The sequence below is a fragment of the Porphyrobacter sp. ULC335 genome (genome assembly GCF_025917005.1).
Taxonomy (GTDB): Bacteria; Pseudomonadota; Alphaproteobacteria; order Sphingomonadales; family Sphingomonadaceae; genus Erythrobacter.
Map to the genome: position 1 here is coordinate 3,097,157 of NZ_CP078091.1, position 17,128 is coordinate 3,114,284.

Sequence of the window (17,128 nt, forward strand, 5' to 3'; positions counted from 1 at the left end):
AGGGGTCAGCGGCGGTAGTTGTCCTCGGTGTTGAGGAAGGCGCGCAGCCCTTCTGGCGTGGCGTTGCGCACGGGGTCGTGTTCGGGCGTGACGGGACCGCGCCATGCGGTAAGCCGCAGCGGCGTGCTGTGCCATTCGGCGCGCGGGTCGAGCACGTGGGGGCAATTGGCGATGACGATGACGAGGTCCATCTCGGCGCGCAGCAGCACTTCGCGGCCCGGTGCGAACGGCCCGACGATCGGCGTGATTGCGCCGCCCTCCTCGATCTTCGTCCCCTTGAACAGGGTCACACAAGGGTGGACATCGCGGCGTGTAAGGCCGTGCTTCGCCGCGCCCAGGATCAACCGGTCACGCCCGTTGGGATAGGCGCCCGAATTGCGCCCTTCGCCATATTTGCGCGCATTGCTCGCCGCGTTGGAGACACCGCAGAAAGTGTCATGCGTGCCCGCATCGTCTTCGAGGATGCTGGCGAGCACGCGGCCCATATCGGAGAGCAGCAGCTTGCCGGCGCCCAGATAGGCGTTCCACTGCACCTTGACCGTATCGGCAACATTCAGCCGCTCGGTCGGCATCTCGGCGTTGAAGATGTTGAGGCTGGCACAGGCATCGCCGCCTTTGTCGATCAGCCGCAGCCGCGTGCCGCGTGCGATGCGCCGCGAAGCATAGCCGCCGGGGGCGAGGGTCTCCTCCCACAGCAGGTCTTGGGCCGCCACGCCTTCGGGAAGATCATCGGCGACCGGCGGAAGCACCGGCATGGTCTCGACCTGCGTGCCACCTTGCGCGCGGGCGTGGTCACGCGCGGCTTTGGGATCAGCAGTGCTGCTCATTCCGCGGCCTCCTTGGTCGGCGGCGCGTCCTGCTCGTAGAGCGGCGGGAGCAGCGCGGTGGTGGTGACGAGCTGCAATTGCTGCACGCCCCTGATGGCCCGCAAAGCGTCGCACAGCTGCTTCAGCCGCACCGCCGGGCCCTGCACAAGCAGCACCTCCAGCGACTGGTCCTCCTCAAGGAACACGTGCTGCGAGGAGATCACTTCCTTGAGGTAAGCGGTCTGTGTCTCGGCCAGCTGCTGGCGCACGCGTCCACCCCCGCCCGCGTAGACGATGGTGACGGTGCCAGCGAGCATGTCATCGGGCCGGGTCAGCGCCTCATGCTCCGCGAGCGCATGGCGGATCAGCTCGGCGATCAGCTGCGAGCGCGAAGGCAGGCCGCGTTCCTCGACCATGACATCGAGCTGACGGAACAGCTCGGCCGGAAGGCTCATGCTGAGGCGCGCGAGGCGCGAAGGTTCGGGGCTGCTCATGGGCGGACCTTTTCAGGTATTAACTTTCGTGTCAATCGTAATACCGGACTCATCCTCGGGCGTTTCCTCCGCCTGCTTGCGGGTCAGCGCGAGGTCATAGACTACCCCCGCCCCGTAGCGGTGGGGGGCGTGCGGATCGTGGCGGCGCTTGTCGAGCGTCAGCACCCGCGTACCGAGGCCGAAGGCTTCCTTGATGTCATGCGTGACCATGATGATGGTCAGCCCGTGCTCGCCCCACAGCCGCGTGATGAGCGCGTGCATATCCTTGCGGATGCCGGGATCGAGCGCGCCGAACGGCTCGTCGAGCAACAGGATGCGCGGCCGCTTGATCAGCGCCTGCGCTATGGCGAGCCGTTGCTGCATCCCGCCCGACATCTGCGCTGGGTAGAGATTGCGGCTGTCCGCCAGCCCGACCGACTCCAGCATGGCTTCGGCCTCGGCAATCGCGGCACGGCGCTTGCCCCCGAACAGGCGGGCAGCAAAGGGGGATGCGCCGAATTCCAGCCCCAGCAGCACATTGCCCAGCACTGTCAGATGCGGAAACACCGAGTAGCGCTGGAACACCACGCCCCGGTCTGGCCCGCACTCCGGCGGCAGCGGCGCACTGTCCAGCGTGATGCGTCCCCGCGTCGGCTTCTCCTGTCCCAGGATCACGCGCAGCAGGCTGCTCTTGCCCGCGCCCGAAGGCCCGATGATCGAGACGAAAGAGCCTTCCTCGATATCGAGCGAAATCCGCTCGAGCACGACCTTCTCGCCATATTCGACCCAGACATTGCTGAGGCTGAGCAGCGCCATCAGTGCGCCCCCGCGTGGGCCCAGCCGAACAGGCGGCGGCTCGTCTGCGAGAGTGCAAGGTCCATCACCACTGCGAGCACGGCGATCCACGCGACATAAGGGAGGATGACATCCATCGCGAGGTAACGGCGCACAAGGAAGATGCGGTAGCCCAGCCCCACATCCGCCGCGATCGCCTCGGCCGAGATCAGGAACACCCATGCGGGGCCAAGTGACAGCCGCAGCCCTTCGATCAGGCGCGGCATCGCCTGCGGCAGGGCAACGCGCAGGATCACGCCCCAGGAATTCGCGCCGAGTGTCAGCGCCTTGATCACCTGTTCGCGCGGCAGGGCGCCGATGTGCCCGGCAACGTCGCGGATCATGAAGGGCGCGACCCCGACCACGATCAGCGCCACCTTTGCGGTCTCTCCCAACCCGAAAACGATGAACAATATCGGCAGCAGCGCGATGGGCGGGATCACCGCAATCGCCGTCACCAGCGGACCGAGCGTCGCTCTGACAGGCGGCAGCGCGCCCAGTACCAGCCCGACCAGCAGCGCCGAAAGCGTGGCGATGCCAAGCCCTGCCCCCAGCCGCCACAGGCTCGCGAGCGTATCGGCCCAGAACAGGAATTGGCCCGAGAGCGGATCGGCCTCGAACAGCAGCCCTGCCATGGCTGTCGCCATTGCTCCGGGCAGCGGCAAGATCTTGTCGGCGGGGTTATCCGCATGGCGCGCGGCCGAAGCAATCACATAGCCGATAGCCAGCACCAGCAGCGGCGCCGCGCCGAGCAGGAAGGCCCCGCGCCGCCCGGTGCTGGCGGTCACCCAGCGCATGCGCCTAGAGCTTTCCGTCGGCGGCGAGTTGCATGAAGGTCGGATCGAAGCGCAGCGTGATCGCCGCCTTGTCGCCGAGCGTCCCGCCGCCCGGGAACTCCATCCCCACCGCATCGGCCGAGCGCGCGCCCTGCCCGAACAGGCCCTGGGCAAAGCTGAAATCGCGCACGCGGGTCATGGTGGTGACAAGATCGGGCGAGCCCATCGCCGCCACCGCCGCCTCGGGATCAGTATAGAGGAAGGTGGTCGCCAGCTGCCCTTCGAACTCGGCAGGCGTGGTGCCGGCCAGCTTGGCCATTGCCGCGCGCGCTGCCGCGCCTTCGGCGTCCTGCTTCGCCATCAGCGCCATCGTTTCGAACCAGATGCCCGCCAGCGCCTTGCCGAGGTTGGGGTTGGCTTTCAGCGTCGCGGTATCGACCACCATCAGGTCGAGGATTTCGCCCGGGATATCGGCCGAGGTGAACACGGCCTTTGCCCCTGCCACGCCCTTCATCGTCGTGACCTGCGGGTTCCACGCAACCGCAGCGGTGACATCGGGCGAAGCGAAGGCGGCGGCGATATCGGCGTCGGAGGTGTTGACCGTCTTCACGTCGGTCAGCTTCATCCCCGAAGTCTCCAGCGCGCGGGCGAGGAGGTAGTGGGAGACCGAAAGCTCGGCGAGGTACACCTGGCGGCCCTTGATCCCCGCCACCCCGTCCGCACCCTTCAGCAGCACCGCATCATTGCCGTTGGAATAATCGCCGAGGATGATCGCACTGGTATCCTTGCCGCCCGCTGCCGGAATGGTCAGCGCATCCATGTTGGCGACCGTCACGCCGTCCAGCTTGCCTGCGGTGTATTGGTTCACGCTTTCGATGTAGTCGTTGACCTGCACGAACTTGATCGTGATGCCGTACTTGTCGCCCCACTTCTTCACGATCCCGACCTGTTCGGCATAGGGCCAGGGCATCCACCCGGCGTAGATCGACCAGCCGACATTGAATTCGGTGCGGGGCGCGGCAGCTTCTTCCTCGCCCCCCGAACAGGCGGCCAAGGCAAGCGCGCAGGCGATGAGAAGGAAACGGGCTGCGCGTCGGGCCAATTGGAGCATTGATTCGTCCCCTATGTTGCGCTTGCGAACATCCGCGCCTTTGGGGCGTTTGTCCACCACGAATTATTACGATTGATTGGAAACGTAATATAGGAGACATTGGCTCCACGATGGCAGGAAATGCGCCCGCCGGGTGCGCCCTCTCCCTCCCCTGCCGCGCATGGAGGCACATGCCATGATCCGCAAAACCGTTGCCCTTCCGCTTGCCGCAATTACCGCCGCCGCACTGGCCACTGCATCCTGCGAGGAAGCTCCGCCGCCCGCCGATGCCGTCGGCCCCGCGCCCGATCTGGTCGAAAACGCGCTGAAGGTGCCCGGCTTTGCCGATTTCCTTGCGGTCGATGGCGACGCGGTGTGGGTCACCAATGACGGGCGGGTCGAAAAGTGGTCGCCAACCGGAAAGCTTGCCAGCACCGAAGTCCCCCGCCCCTGCGGCACCATGGCGATTGCAGCGGGATCGCTGTGGGTCGCCAATTGCGACGGGGCCGAGGTGTGGCGCATCAACCTTGCCACCGCCGCGGTCGAGGCGAAAATCGCCACCGGCCTCGCCAATCCCAAGGGTGAGACCAACGTGGTCGCAGGCGCAGGCGCCGTCTGGGTGCCGAGCGACGCGGCGGGCAAGGTCGCGCGGATCGATCCCGCCACCAACGCCGTCGTCGCCACCGTCAGCGTGACGGCAGAGACATGGTACCTCGCCTACGGATTCGATGCCGTCTGGGCGGTGAGCAGCGAGGGCAAAACGCTCGAACGGATCGACCCCGCCACCAATGCCGTCACCGGCAAGGTAACGCTCGGCGACACGCCCGGCTTCCTTGCGGCGGGTGAAGGCGCGGTATGGGTTCAGGAACAGGGCGATGGCACCGTGGCCAAGGTCGATCCGGCCAGCCTGAAAGTGGCAGGCCGCGCCAAGATTGGCGATGCGCTGAAGTGGGGTGATATCGACACCGGCGACGGCGCAGTGTGGCTGCGCACCACCGAGCAGCAGACGATGGTGGTGATCGATCCCCAGACGCTCAAGATCCGCGCCCGCATGGGGCCGAGCGTGGGCAGCGGCGCGCTGCGGTGGACGCCGAAGGGCGTCTGGACATCGGCGCATGACAACCAGACACTGTCATGGTGGAGCGCGCCCGCCGCCGCGGCGGAAACGCCCGCCCCGTAACGGAGCGGATCAAATCAACGGACAGCAAAAAGCGCGCGGGGAGGGTCGCATTTTCCCCGCGCGCTTCGCTTTTCTGTTCCCGGATCGTTTACCCGAAGGGCCCGGAAATCAGAACTTGTAACCCAGCTCCACCCCAAACCGCTGACGACCGCCGGGCGAGATGAATGATCCGCCGAATTCAACCGCAGTAATCACCTCGTTCAAGTACTTTTCGTTGAACAGGTTCTCGGCAAAGGCGGTGAGCGACCAAGTCTCGCCCTCGATCCCGACGCGCAGGTCCATGACCGCGAAGGTATCACGCTGCGAGACCGAGTAATCGGCATTGCCCACCACCGCCGGCAGCGCCAGCGCCGAACCGGGCAGCAGGCCGCTGAACAGCGTCGGGTTGGTATCGTCCTGCAGCGTGTGGAACCACGTCGGCCCGGTGATGCGGTAATCCGCGCGGGTGACGAAATCGATGCTGTCATTCACCGGCAGATCAAGCTGGGTGCCCAGATTGATGGTGTAATCGGCGGTGTAAGGCGAATTATTGCCCACCGTGACGGGCCGCGAGGCGTTTTCCTTGATCTCGCTTTCGGTGATGTTGCCTGATCCGAACACCGTCCAGCCTTCAAGGATTTCCGCCGTCAGGTTGAGTTCGGCGCCATACAGTTCGACCTCGTCGATGTTCGAGACCACGCGCAGCAGGCCGAAGCCGCCGACGAAGAATTCGAAGAACTGCATGTCTTCGACCTTGGTGTAATAGCCCGCCAGATCGAAGGTGACCGCACCGTCCAGCAGAGTGCCCTTGACCCCGGCTTCGAAGGCGCTGGAGACTTCCTTGCGGTATTGGTCATCGATCAGCACATTGGTGCCGATGAAATCATTGAACGCGCTGTCGACAATCGCGGCAGAGCCCTGGTTGTTGAACCCGCCCGATTTGAAGCCGATCCCCCAGTTGCCGTAGGCATTGATATCGTCGGTCAGTTCATACCGCAGCGAGATCTTCGGCTGGAACTGCTTGAAGGTTTCGGACTGCGCGGCGATCGGTTGGACATTGCCGCCCACCACCGTCTGACCGGGGTTGATCGGCCCACCGGTGATCGGATCGCGCACCGCCGGCACCAGGCTTTCGACCTGGCGGTCCTCGATGTCATACCGGCCCGCAACGCTGATGTTGAAGCGATCCGAAACGTCGGCATCGACCGAGGCGAACAGCGCGTAGACATCGGTCGTAAAGGCATCGTGATAGAGCTGCGTCGTCGGGTTGGTTGTCCCCGGCGCGTTGTAAAGCTCGCGGATGATCCCCTGCCCGAGATCCGCGCCAAGGCTGATGCCCACTTCGCGGTCGATATGCAGGTAATAGGCGCCGACCTGCCAGTTGATCGCGCCATCCCCGTTCGAAGCAAGGCGGATTTCGCCGCTGATGTCTTCCTGCTTGCGGATCTGGAACTGGGTGCCGTCACAGGTTGTGGGGCTGTAGGGGCCGAAGGTGGATCCGTTGACCGGATCGAAGATGAACGGAACCGGATTGTTGCCGATGAATGTCGGCGCGTTGAGCTCGAACCCGGTCAGCGCAGCGGTGCTGGCAAAGCAGGCGTTCGACGCCGCCACCGATGCCGGCGTCGCGCCGGGGAAGGTGAAGCGCGCGAAATCGGCCGAGGTGCTGTCAGCGGTCAGCGACTGGTCGACATCGCTGTACAGCACCCATGCGGTCAGCGTGGCGCTTTCGAATTCATGCTCGATCTTGGCCGAGCTTTCGAAGGTCACCTGATCATTGGTGGGGCGGATATTGGAATAGAAGCCGAAGGGATGCTCGTTCACATCCTCGAAGAAGGCCGGATCGACCGCCGCGAAGTTGGGCAGGTGGAAGGCGGCGTTGAAGTTGATCGATGCGCCGCGCAGATCGGCATAGCGCGCCTTCACGTCGAGTTCGGTATTGGGGCCAAGCTCGGCCACGAACCGCGCGTCGACGCCGAACACTTCCTGATCGTCAATCGTCTTGGAATTGCCGAGGAAGCGGTTGCGGAAGAAGCCGTCGGTCGTCGAATAGTTGGCCGACAGCACCAGACCCGCAGTCTCGCCGATCGGGGTCGAGATGAAACCGTTGGCGAGATAGGTGTTGTCCTGCGCCGCGCGCACCAGCATCCCGCCTTCAAGGCTGTCGCCCGGCTTCAGCGTCTGGAGCACAATCGCGCCCGCCGCCGCGTTGCGGCCGTACAGCGCGCCCTGCGGGCCCTTCAGGATTTCGACCTGCCGCAGCGTGCCCTGGTTCTGGTTGAGCTGCGCGGTGTTGGTCTTGAGAATACCGTCGACCACCAGCGCGACCGAGCTTTCCGCATCGCGCGCGCCGTTGATGCCGCGGATGTTGATCTGGGTGTCGCCCGCTTCGGCCGTACCGGTGACGATGGTGACGCCGGGCGTCAGCTGGATGAAGTCATCGGCGCGCTGCACGCCGGTCTTGGCGAGCGTTTCCGCACCGAACACGGTGATCGCGGCGGGCACATCGGCCACGCTTTCCGATTGGCGGCGGGCGGTGACGACGATGCCGCCTTCCTCCTCTGCGGCAGGATCACTGGCAGGGACATCCTGCGCGAGGGCAGGCGAGGCAAGGGCAATGGCGCCAAGAGCCGCGCCAGAGGCAAGAACCAAACGGACATTCATGGGACGGCTCTCCTGAAAGGAAACGAGAGGATAAACGAAGGGATCAGACGAGGACGTTGGCCCCGCTCATGTAGACATAGACTTCCTGGAACTTCGGGCCTTCGGGGCCGGGGCGCAGACGCCAGAAATTGGTGTTGTTGAGCAATGTCACCTGCCCGGCTGCATCGTGCAGTTCAGCGGTGAAGCTGGCGGTGATGCGGCCATTCGCCTCGTCCACGGTGCAGGTGAAATCGCGGTGGATGATGGTTTCGTAGGCGCCGAAGAAATCCTCGAACATGCGGCGTATCTCGGCCTTGCCGCTGTGGCGGGTGAAGGCGGTCTGCACACAGAACAGCGCGGTATCATGGAAGCACGACAGCGCGCCTTCCATGTCCTTGGCATCGACGCGGGCGAAGTATTTGTTCAGCGCGAAATCGATCAGCTCGGCGCGCGTCATGACGGGTTCGTACTGCATCAGGCGTCCCCCTCTTTCAGCAGGTTGTCACCCGACATGTAGACATAGACGCGGTGGAACAACCGGTCCTTGAGATAGAAGCGGTTGCAGTTTTCGTACCGCAGTTCCTCTCCGCCATGGGGCGTGATCAGCACCGTGAACTGCGAACAGACCGCGTTGGTTTCGGGATCAGCCGTGTGGACGAAATTGCCGTGCCAGATGCTCTCGAAATCGGCGAACAGCTTGACGAACATCGCCCGGATCGCCTCGCGTCCCTGATGCACCGTGTTGCTGGTCACTTCGGTCAGCACCGCGTCAGGCGTGAAACAATCCAGCACCTTGTCCATGTGCTTGTTATCGACCCCGTCGAAATACCGCTTCGTGACGATATCGACATAGACTGGATAGGGCAGCGGCGTCTGACCCGCTCCGCCTTCTTGCCATTCGCTCATCAGTACCAGCCCTTTCGGATATCGGCGTGCTTGGGCACTTCGGGTGCGGGGAAGGCCTTTTTCGAATGGGTGAGGCCCAGTTCGATCAGGGTTTCCAACTGCTTGTAGGCGACCTGTCCGGGGTTCAGCACCGGCACCGGAAGCTCGCTGGCGAGGTAGGCGGCCGACTGGTGCATGGTGGTGGAACCGAGTACGATCACGTCCGCCCCGTCTTCATTGATGGCGCGCAGGGCCTCGGCCTTGAGCTTGGCAAAGACGACCTCTTCCTTGCCTTCGAGCAACTCGGTGACGTCGGGCCGCGTGTCGATTGATCGGACGCTGGCGCAGCGGTGTTCCCAGCCGTGCTGGCTCAGCACCTTCTCGTAAAGCGGGAACCATTGCGGCCACATGGTAATGACAGAGAACTTCTTGCCGAGCATCATCGCGGCGGCGAAACTCGCCTCGCCCGGGCCGACGACGGGGATGCGCAATGCCGACCGCAAAGGCCACAGTCCGGAATCGCTGACCGTATCGATCAGCACCCCGGCGTAACCTTCGTCCTCGGCCGTCACGCCTGCCTGGAACACCGTCCAGTCCATAAGCAAGGTGTCATGATAGGAATCGCCGAGCGCCGCGCCCCAGCGCACCGCCTCGAAGGTTGGCGCAAAGCCCGGGCGGACGAAATCGGCCGGAAGCTGCTGGGCGCGATTGGCGACCCCGGCTTCATCCATTGCGATCGGTACGATAACCTTGATGCGGTTCACGGGCACTCCCCTGTTGCCTCGGCATGCGTGGTTATTGTATACAAATCGTCGCCGTCAAGCACTTTGCACAAATGCGACGAAACGCATTCGTGGAGTGTGTTTTTGCCGCCGCAGGGCTTGCGGGGGGAAGCTGCTGATCGCACAAGGGAACCGCATGACCGCAGCCGCATTGCCCCCTTTCCACAAGGTCACCCCCCGATGAGCCGCGCTTCCGAACAGGCCTATGCCAAGATCCGCGCCCATCTGCTGAGCGGGGCGGTGAAGCCGAATGAGCAGCTGACCGAAGACCAGTTGGCGCAGATCACCGGGGTCAGCCGCACGCCAGTGCGCGATGCGGTGCGGCGGCTCGAGGACGAATTGCTGCTGGTGCGCAGCGATACCAAGCGCCTGTTCGTCGCCGATTGGAGCCGCGACGATATCGAGGAAATGTTCACCCTTCGGCAGATGCTCGAATGCCATGCTGCCGAACGCGCGGCCAAGCGCCTTTCACGGGGGCAGATCGCCGAATTGGAGCGCCTGAACCGCGAGCTGAAGGCCGCGATCGAACAGAGCGCGCCGGACGTGGGCCGCTTCCTCGATGCCAACCGCGCCTTTCATGAAGTGATCATCGACGCCGCCCATTCGCCGCGCCTCGGGCAGCTGCTCGGCAAGCTGGTGGAAGCGCCGGTGGTGCTGCGCACGGCGCGCACTTACTCGGCCCAGGACCTGCGCCAATCCGCGCGCGATCATGACGAGTTGGTCGCGGCTTTCGCCGCCCGCGACCCCGATTGGGCACGGGCGGTGATGGGCAGCCACCTGCGCCGCGCGTTCCACACTTTTGCCAATGCGGTCGGCCCGAAAACCAATGGCCATGACACGGCGAAGCCGTAACAACGCAGCCCGCGCGTTACGGTTCCTGACCTCAACCTTGGCTGCATGCATGATTGCAATTGTATACAAACCGGGTAATTGACGATCCCCGGGCTCCGGCAACAGCAACAGGCGATTCATCATGTCAGGCGGACAGATCGAACTGGTCGAAGTGGGCCCGCGCGACGGGTTGCAGAACGAGCCGGACATCATTGCCACCGATGTGAAGCTCGAACTCATTAACCGCATGATCGGCTATGGCGCGCGGCGGCTGGAGGTGGCGAGCTTCGTCCACCCGCAACGCGTGCCGCAAATGGCCGATGCCGAGGCGGTGATCGCTGGCCTGCCATCTCGCGAAGACTGCACTTACGTTGGCCTGGTCCTCAACAAGCGCGGCGTGATGCGCGCGCTCGCCACGCGGGATAACGGAGCGCGCGGCGTGGATCAGGTCGGCTGCGTCATCGTCGCCAGTGACACCTTCGGCCAGAAGAACCAGGGCCAGACCATCGCCGAAGGCATCGCCGAAACCCGCGCCATGCTGCGCTTCGCCCGCGAGGAAGGCTTGCGTGCGCAGGTCACCATCAGCGCCGCCTTCGGCTGCCCGTTCGAAGGCGAGGTGAAGCACGACACCGTGCTCGCCATCGCGGAAGCTATCGCCGAAGATCACCCGGAAGAAATTGCGCTCGCCGATACCATCGGCGTCGGCACACCGTGGGAGGCGGGCGAATTGTTCGGGAAGCTCGGCGCATTGCTCGCTGACAAGATCCCGATGCGCGCGCATTTCCACAACACCCGCGGCACCGGCGTCGCCAATGCGTGGGAGGCTTACAAGGCGGGGGTGCGCATCTTCGACGCCTCCCTGGGTGGCCTCGGCGGCTGCCCCTTCGCCCCGCGCGCGACGGGCAACATCGCCACCGAGGACCTTATCTACATGATGGGACGTTCAGGGGTGGCGACCGGCATTGATCTGGACGCGGCAATCGCCGCCAACAAATGGTTTGCGGGACATCTGGGGCGCGAATTGCCCTCGGCTGTCGCCCGCGCAGCATAACAAGAGGAAACGGCATGACGTACAGGCTGGGTGTGGATGTAGGCGGGACGTTTACCGACCTGCTGCTGTTCGACGAGGCGAGCGGCGCCTTCTGGCGGCACAAGACCCCTTCGACCCCGCATGATTCCTCCGAAGGCATCCTCAACGGCGTGAAGGCGATTCTGGCGCAGGCCGGGATCACCGCGGCGGAGATCAGCTATTTCCTGCACGGCACCACGGTGGCCACCAATGCCGTGCTGGAGGGCAAGGGTGCGAAAGTCGGCCTCGTCACCACGCAGGGCTACCGCGATATCATGCAGATCGCCCGCAGCTTCGTGCCCGGCGGCCTTGCCGCGTGGATCGTGTGGCCCAAGCCGCAGCCGCTCGCGCGGTTGGAACACACGGTCGAAGTGCCGGGCCGGATGGACGCGCAGGGCCGCGAGGTTGCGCCGCTTGGCGAAGACGCGGTGCGCGTGGCGTTGCGCAAGCTGAAGGGTGACGGGATCGAAGCGCTCACCGTCTCCCTGATGAACGCCTACCTCAACGGTGCGCACGAAGCCCGCATCGGTGCCATCGCTGCCGAGGAGCTGCCAGGCATTCCGGTTTCGCTCAGCCACGAAGTCCTGCCGGAAATGCAGGAATACGAGCGCACGCTTTCGACCGTCGCCAATGCCGCAGTGCGTCCGGTGGTGAGCAAATATGTCTCCAACTTGCGCGACCGCTTGGCGGCCGAGGGTTTCAAGGGCCGCCTTTCGCTGCTGCGCTCGGACGGGGGCCTCATGTCGAGCCAGAAGGCCGAGGAGCACCCCGTCAACATCCTCATGTCCGGCCCCGCGGGCGGCGTCACCGGCGCGCTGTGGGTGGCGAAGAATGCGGGCTTCGAGAATATCCTGACGCTGGATGTGGGCGGAACCTCGACTGATGTGGCGCTGATCCAGGGCTTGGAGCCGCGCCGCCAGCGCACCACCGAAGTCGGGCACTTGTCTGTCCGTGCCTCGGCGCTCGACGTGAAGACCGTCGGCGCGGGCGGCGGGTCGATTGCCCACGTGCCGCAGCTGACCGGCGCGCTCCGCGTCGGGCCGGAGAGCGCGGGCGCTGTGCCGGGGCCGGTCGCCTACAACAAGGGCGGCACGCTGCCGACCGTGACCGACGCCAACGTGGTGCTCGGCTACCTGCCCGAAGACCTTCTCGGCGGCAGCTTCAAGCTTGACCGCGAGGGCGCGAAAGCAGCGGTGCAGACCATCGCCGATGCGCTGGGCATCAGCCTGATGGAGGCAGCGCGCGGGATCATCGATATCGTCAACGAGAACATGTTCGGCGCCTTGCGGATGATCTCTGTCCAGCAGGGCTACGACCCGCGCGAATTCGCGCTGATGGGCTTTGGCGGGGCTGGCCCGCTGCATGTGAATGCGGTCGCGCGGCTGATGGGCAGCTGGCCCGCGATCTCGCCGGTCTCCCCCGGCGTGCTTTGCGCGCTGGGCGATGCCACCACACGCATGCGCACCGAGACCGCGCGCAGCTTCTCCCGCCTCGCCAAGGATACGACCATCGCCGATCTCGTCGCGGTGCTCGACGAGATGGCCGCGCAAACCCGCAGCGAATTGCTCGCCGACGGCATTCCCGAAGACCAGATTACCTCGTTGTTCGAAATCGACGTGCGCTATGCGGGGCAGGCGTTTGAAGTGCCGCTGACGATCACGCAGGATATTCTGGAAGCGGACGGAATCGCAGGCATCCTCGCCCGCTTCGACGAGGAGCATCTGCGCCTCTTCACCTTCAACATGGATACCCCGCACGAGATCGTGAACCTGCGCGCGGTGGCGCAGGGGCAGGCCCCCGCCCTGCCCGCCACAGAATTGCCCAAGGGTGATGGCAATCCCGCCGCCGCCAAGATCCGAGATCATGCGGTGTGGATCGACGGGGCCGAGCGTCCGGCGGTGATCTATGACCGCGCCAAGCTGCGGCAGGGCGACGTGATCGAAGGCCCGGCGATCATCACGGAAATGGATTCGACCACTCTGGTCGAACATGATTGCCGCGCGGTCGTCGACGCGGTCGGCAACATCCTCATCACTCTGAAAGCGAAGGGCTAAGACCATGCCGGCTCGCATCATCGAACCCAACACCACCCCTTTTGCCAAGATCGCCATCGATCCGGTTACGCTCGACATTATCGAGAACGCCCTGCGCAACGCGCGCATCGAAATGGACGCGACCCTTGTGCGCACCGCCATGTCGCCGGGCATCCGCGAACAGGGCGACGCCTTTCCGCTGATCTCCGACCCTGCGGGCAAGATGATCGTCGGTCAGTTCGGCAGCTTCATCGACGGTTTCCTCAAGCAGTTTGACGGCACCATTGAGGACGGGGACATGATTTTTCTGTCCGATCCCTATTCCTGCGGCGGGGCGGTCAGCCACTCCAACGACTGGCTGGTGATGCTGCCGGTGTTCAAGGACGGCCGCCTGCTCGCCTACACGGCGATGTTCGGCCACCAGAGCGACATCGGCGGCTCCGTGCCCGGCTCCATGCCGATCGGTGCGTCCTCGATCTTCGAAGAGGGCGTGCGCATTCCTCCGGTCAAGATCTGGAAGCGCGGCGAATATAACGAAGACCTGATGAAGCTGGTGATGCACCAGACCCGCAAGCCCGACTGGTGCCAGGCGGACCTCAACGCCCTCATCGCATCCTGCCGCGTCGCCGCGCGCCGCGTGGTCGAGATGGCCGACCGCTTCGGCGATGATGTCTACGTCTCCGCCACGCAGGAGCTGCTCGCTCGCAACCACCGCGCGATGAAGTCGCTGCTGGCGATGGCCGTGGCCGAGGAGCCCGTCAGCTTCGAAGATTACATCTGCGACGACGGCAAGGGCTACGGCCCCTACAAGATCCGCTGCACCATGTGGCGCGATGGCGACCGCGTGATCCTCGATTTTGAAGGCACCGATCCGCAATCGGCCGCGTCGATCAACTTTTTCCTCAATGAAAACATGTTCAAGATGTTCTTCGGCATCTACATGATCATGGTCTTCGATCCGCAGATCCTGTTTAATGACGGGTTCTACGACCTGATCGAGGTGCGCATACCGGAAGGCTCGCTGCTGAAGCCCCACTTCCCCGCTGCGCTGTCGGGCCGGACGCACGCTTTGGGCCGCATCTTCGATATTCTGGGCGGATTGCTCGGCCAGAAAACGCCGGAGTTTCTCAACGCCGCCGGGTTCTCGTCCAGCCCCCACCTGTTCTATTCCGGGTGGGACAGCCGCGAAGACGGGACGCGCGACTGGTTCCAGCTGTTCCAGATTGGCTTTGGCGGAATTCCGGGGCGGCCCTTGGGCGATGGGCCGGACGGGCATTCGCTGTGGCCGGGCTTCACCAATGTGCCGAACGAGTTCCTGGAACGCTACTTCCCGCTGCGGATTGAGCGTTATGCTACCGCGCCCGATAGCGGCGGGGCGGGTCTGCATCGCGGCGGCAACGGCATCCACATGACCTACCGCTTCCTCGCGGACGGCGAGATCGCGATCCATGATGACCGCTGGTTCGTGCCGCCGTGGGGCGTCAACGGCGGCCATCCCGGAGCGCGGGCGAAGAAGGTGCTGGAACGCGCAGACGGCTCGCAGGAAATCGTCGGCAATAAGGTCGAGAGCGTGGCCGTGAAGGCGGGCGACCTGCTCCACTTCATCACTTGGGGCGGCGGCGGCTGGGGCGACCCGCTGGCGCGCGATCCGGAGCTGGTGGGCCTTGAAATCCGGCAGGGCCTCGTCACTTCCGAAGGCGCGCGCGCCTATGGGGTGATCGCGGATGAAAACGGCACGGTCGATGCCGCCGCCACCACAGGTTTGCGCGCGGACATGACTGCATCGCGCGGCGAACTTCCGCTGTTCGATTACGGCCCCGGCATCGACGTCCTGCGCGCCAATTGCGAGGCAGAAACCGGCCTCCCCGCGCCCGTCCAGCCGGTCTGGAACGCCCTCAACGGCCTGCGGGAGGCCGCCGAATGAGCGCGCTTCAGGGGATCAAGGTTGTCGAGATGGGCCAACTGCTCGCGGGGCCGTTCTGCGGACAGCTGCTCGGCGATATGGGCGCGGACGTCGTCAAGATCGAGCCGCCCGGCGCGGGCGATCCGATGCGCAACTGGGGCCAAGGCGACGAGAAAGTGCAGTGGGAAGTGATCGCCCGCAACAAGCGCTCGGTCACATGCAACCTGCGCGTGCCGGAAGGTCAGGCGCTTGCGAAGCGTCTCATCGCCGAGGCCGATGTGCTGATCGAGAACTTCAAGCCCGGCACGCTGGAACGCTGGGGCCTGTCCCCGGCGGAGCTTCACGCCGTGAACCCGGGCCTCATCATCGCCCGCATGTCGGGCTATGGACAGGACGGGCCCTATTCCGACCGCGCCGGGTTCGGCGGGATCGGAGAGGCGATGGGCGGTTGGCGATACATTGTTGGCGAGCCGGACCGTCCACCCAGCCGCATGGGCATCTCCATCGGCGACACCCTGTGCGCCACCTATGGCTGCATGGGTGTCCTCGCAGCGCTTCACCACCGCGAGAAGACCGGCGAGGGTCAGGTGGTCGACTCGGCGCTCTACGAAGCTGTGTTGCAGGTGATGGAAGGCCTCGTCCCCGAATATGACCGCAACGGAGTGATCCGCGAACGCTCGGGATCGGTGCTGAAAGGCATCGCTCCGTCCAACGTCTATACTTGCAGCGACGGCAGCTACATGATCGGCGCCAATGGCGATGCGATCTTCGCGCGGCTGTGTCAGGCGATGGGGCGGCCAGAATTGTCGAGCGACCCGCGCTATGCCACCCACATCCCGCGCGGGGTGCATCAGGACGAACTGGACGCCCTCATCAACGATTGGACGGGAACGCTGACGGTCGACGAAGTCGATGCGCTGATGATCGAGTATTCGATCCCCGCAGGCCGGGTCTACCGCGCGCCGGACATGCTCGCCGATCCGCATTTTCAGGCGCGTGAGGCAATCATCGAGGTCGAGACGCAGCAGCGCGGCAAGATCAAGATGCAGAACGCCTTCCCCAAGCTCTCCAAGACCCCTTCGACCATCCGCCGCCCCGCGCCCGCTGCGCCGGGCCAGGACAATGCCGAGGTGTTTGCCGAAAGGCTGGGCCTCGATGCGGCGGAACTGGCGCGGCTTGCGGAAGCAGGGATCATCTGATGGGCGGCCCCTCGGCAGCCGACAATTACGCCGGGGTCTATGAAGGGCGGCTCCAGCCGGGATCGCGCCCAGCGCTGCTGATCGTCGATGTGGTGACGGCCTACCTGACCGAAGGCTCGGCGCTGTTCATGGACACCGCCGCAGCCGCAAAGGACAGCAACCGCCGCTTGGCCGCAGCGGCGCGCGCGGGCGGCGTGCCGGTGGTCTTCACCAACGTCCAGTACAAGGCGGATGGATCGGATGGCGGCGTGTTCTACCGCAAGGCGCCGGTGCTGAAGGCCTTCATCGAAGGCTCGCCGCTCGGCGCCTTTCCCGCTGACCTCACCCCGCACGCGGGCGACAGGGTCTTCACTAAGCAATACCCGTCAGCCTTCTTCGGCACCGGGCTGGCCAAGGCGCTGCACGCTGACGGGATCGATACGCTGCTGATCGGGGGCTATTCCACCTCGGGCTGCGTCCGCGCCAGCGCGCTCGATGCGATGCAATACGGCTTCGTGCCGCTGGTCGTGCGCGAGGCTTGCGCCGACCGGCACGCGGCCCCGCACGACGCCAACCTGTTCGACCTTCAGGCCAAATATGCCGAGGTGATCAGCGAGGCCGAGGCGCTGGCCTATATCGGCCAGTGCTCCTGACAAACCTCCGTTC

16 protein-coding genes are annotated in these 17,128 nt (G+C 64.8%); 7 read left to right on the forward strand and 9 right to left on the reverse strand.

Translation table 11 applies throughout. The features are described from left to right. Positions 1-5: 5 nt before the first annotated feature. Genes KVF90_RS14895 through KVF90_RS14915 form a run of 5 tightly spaced genes read right to left on the reverse strand, consistent with a single transcriptional unit; the run spans position 6 to position 4,000 of the window. Complete coding sequence (locus tag KVF90_RS14895; protein WP_264392354.1) at positions 6-827, reverse strand: urea amidolyase associated protein UAAP1; 822 nt, start codon at positions 825-827, stop codon at positions 6-8. Next, positions 824-1,261 carry a CopG family ribbon-helix-helix protein gene (locus KVF90_RS14900; RefSeq protein ID WP_264394536.1) on the reverse strand — a complete coding sequence of 146 codons (438 nt, stop codon included), beginning with the start codon at positions 1,259-1,261 and terminating at the stop codon, positions 824-826. Before KVF90_RS14900 ends, KVF90_RS14895 begins: the two co-directional genes overlap by 4 nt. A 51-nt stretch (positions 1,262-1,312) precedes the next feature. Next, complete coding sequence (locus tag KVF90_RS14905) at positions 1,313-2,098, reverse strand: ATP-binding cassette domain-containing protein (protein ID WP_264394538.1); 786 nt, start codon at positions 2,096-2,098, stop codon at positions 1,313-1,315. Next, on the reverse strand, positions 2,095-2,910 hold the full coding sequence (locus tag KVF90_RS14910; RefSeq protein ID WP_264392355.1) for an ABC transporter permease: 816 nt from the start codon (positions 2,908-2,910) through the stop codon (positions 2,095-2,097). The genes KVF90_RS14905 and KVF90_RS14910 overlap by 4 nt, the downstream gene beginning before the upstream one ends. 4 nt (positions 2,911-2,914) lie before the next feature. Next, the gene (locus KVF90_RS14915) at positions 2,915-4,000 is read right to left on the reverse strand and encodes a putative urea ABC transporter substrate-binding protein (RefSeq protein WP_264392356.1); all 1,086 of its coding nucleotides are present in this window, start codon (positions 3,998-4,000) and stop codon (positions 2,915-2,917) included. A 175-nt stretch (positions 4,001-4,175) separates the two neighbouring features. Here KVF90_RS14915 and KVF90_RS14920 point away from each other — a divergent pair, with 175 nt between their 5' ends. Further along, positions 4,176-5,159 (forward strand): YncE family protein, encoded by a 984-nt coding sequence (locus KVF90_RS14920; protein WP_413676990.1) that lies wholly within the window; start codon positions 4,176-4,178, stop codon positions 5,157-5,159. A gap of 108 nt (positions 5,160-5,267) precedes the next feature. On the opposite strand, the gene KVF90_RS14925 is transcribed toward KVF90_RS14920, so the two are convergent. From KVF90_RS14925 to KVF90_RS14940, 4 genes are read right to left on the reverse strand one after another with little or no spacing between them, the layout of a single operon-like run. Next, positions 5,268-7,802 (reverse strand): TonB-dependent receptor, encoded by a 2,535-nt coding sequence (locus KVF90_RS14925; RefSeq protein ID WP_264392357.1) that lies wholly within the window; start codon positions 7,800-7,802, stop codon positions 5,268-5,270. Between the two features lie 43 nt (positions 7,803-7,845). Continuing rightward, complete coding sequence (locus KVF90_RS14930) at positions 7,846-8,256, reverse strand: nuclear transport factor 2 family protein (RefSeq protein ID WP_264392358.1); 411 nt, start codon at positions 8,254-8,256, stop codon at positions 7,846-7,848. Then, positions 8,256-8,687 carry a nuclear transport factor 2 family protein gene (locus KVF90_RS14935; RefSeq protein ID WP_264392359.1) on the reverse strand — a complete coding sequence of 144 codons (432 nt, stop codon included), beginning with the start codon at positions 8,685-8,687 and terminating at the stop codon, positions 8,256-8,258. The genes KVF90_RS14930 and KVF90_RS14935 overlap by 1 nt, the downstream gene beginning before the upstream one ends. Then, complete coding sequence (locus KVF90_RS14940) at positions 8,687-9,430, reverse strand: aspartate/glutamate racemase family protein (protein WP_264392360.1); 744 nt, start codon at positions 9,428-9,430, stop codon at positions 8,687-8,689. The genes KVF90_RS14935 and KVF90_RS14940 overlap by 1 nt, the downstream gene beginning before the upstream one ends. 198 nt (positions 9,431-9,628) lie before the next feature. Here KVF90_RS14940 and KVF90_RS14945 point away from each other — a divergent pair, with 198 nt between their 5' ends. The 6 genes from KVF90_RS14945 to KVF90_RS14970 all read left to right on the forward strand — a co-directional run bounded on the left by KVF90_RS14945 (position 9,629) and on the right by KVF90_RS14970 (position 17,115). Beyond that, complete coding sequence (locus tag KVF90_RS14945; RefSeq protein ID WP_264392361.1) at positions 9,629-10,300, forward strand: GntR family transcriptional regulator; 672 nt, start codon at positions 9,629-9,631, stop codon at positions 10,298-10,300. Positions 10,301-10,421: 121 nt separating this feature from the next. After that, positions 10,422-11,330 (forward strand): hydroxymethylglutaryl-CoA lyase, encoded by a 909-nt coding sequence (locus tag KVF90_RS14950; protein WP_264392362.1) that lies wholly within the window; start codon positions 10,422-10,424, stop codon positions 11,328-11,330. Between the two features lie 14 nt (positions 11,331-11,344). After that, positions 11,345-13,402 (forward strand): hydantoinase/oxoprolinase family protein, encoded by a 2,058-nt coding sequence (locus tag KVF90_RS14955; RefSeq protein ID WP_264392363.1) that lies wholly within the window; start codon positions 11,345-11,347, stop codon positions 13,400-13,402. A gap of 4 nt (positions 13,403-13,406) precedes the next feature. Then, positions 13,407-15,305 carry a hydantoinase B/oxoprolinase family protein gene (locus KVF90_RS14960; RefSeq protein WP_264392364.1) on the forward strand — a complete coding sequence of 633 codons (1,899 nt, stop codon included), beginning with the start codon at positions 13,407-13,409 and terminating at the stop codon, positions 15,303-15,305. Then, a complete protein-coding gene (locus KVF90_RS14965) occupies positions 15,302-16,483 on the forward strand; it encodes a CaiB/BaiF CoA transferase family protein (RefSeq protein ID WP_264392365.1) in 1,182 nt (393 codons plus the stop codon). Before KVF90_RS14960 ends, KVF90_RS14965 begins: the two co-directional genes overlap by 4 nt. Next, positions 16,483-17,115, forward strand: a complete 633-nt coding sequence (locus tag KVF90_RS14970) for an isochorismatase family protein (protein WP_264392366.1) — start codon at positions 16,483-16,485, stop codon at positions 17,113-17,115. Before KVF90_RS14965 ends, KVF90_RS14970 begins: the two co-directional genes overlap by 1 nt. Positions 17,116-17,128 lie beyond the last annotated feature (13 nt).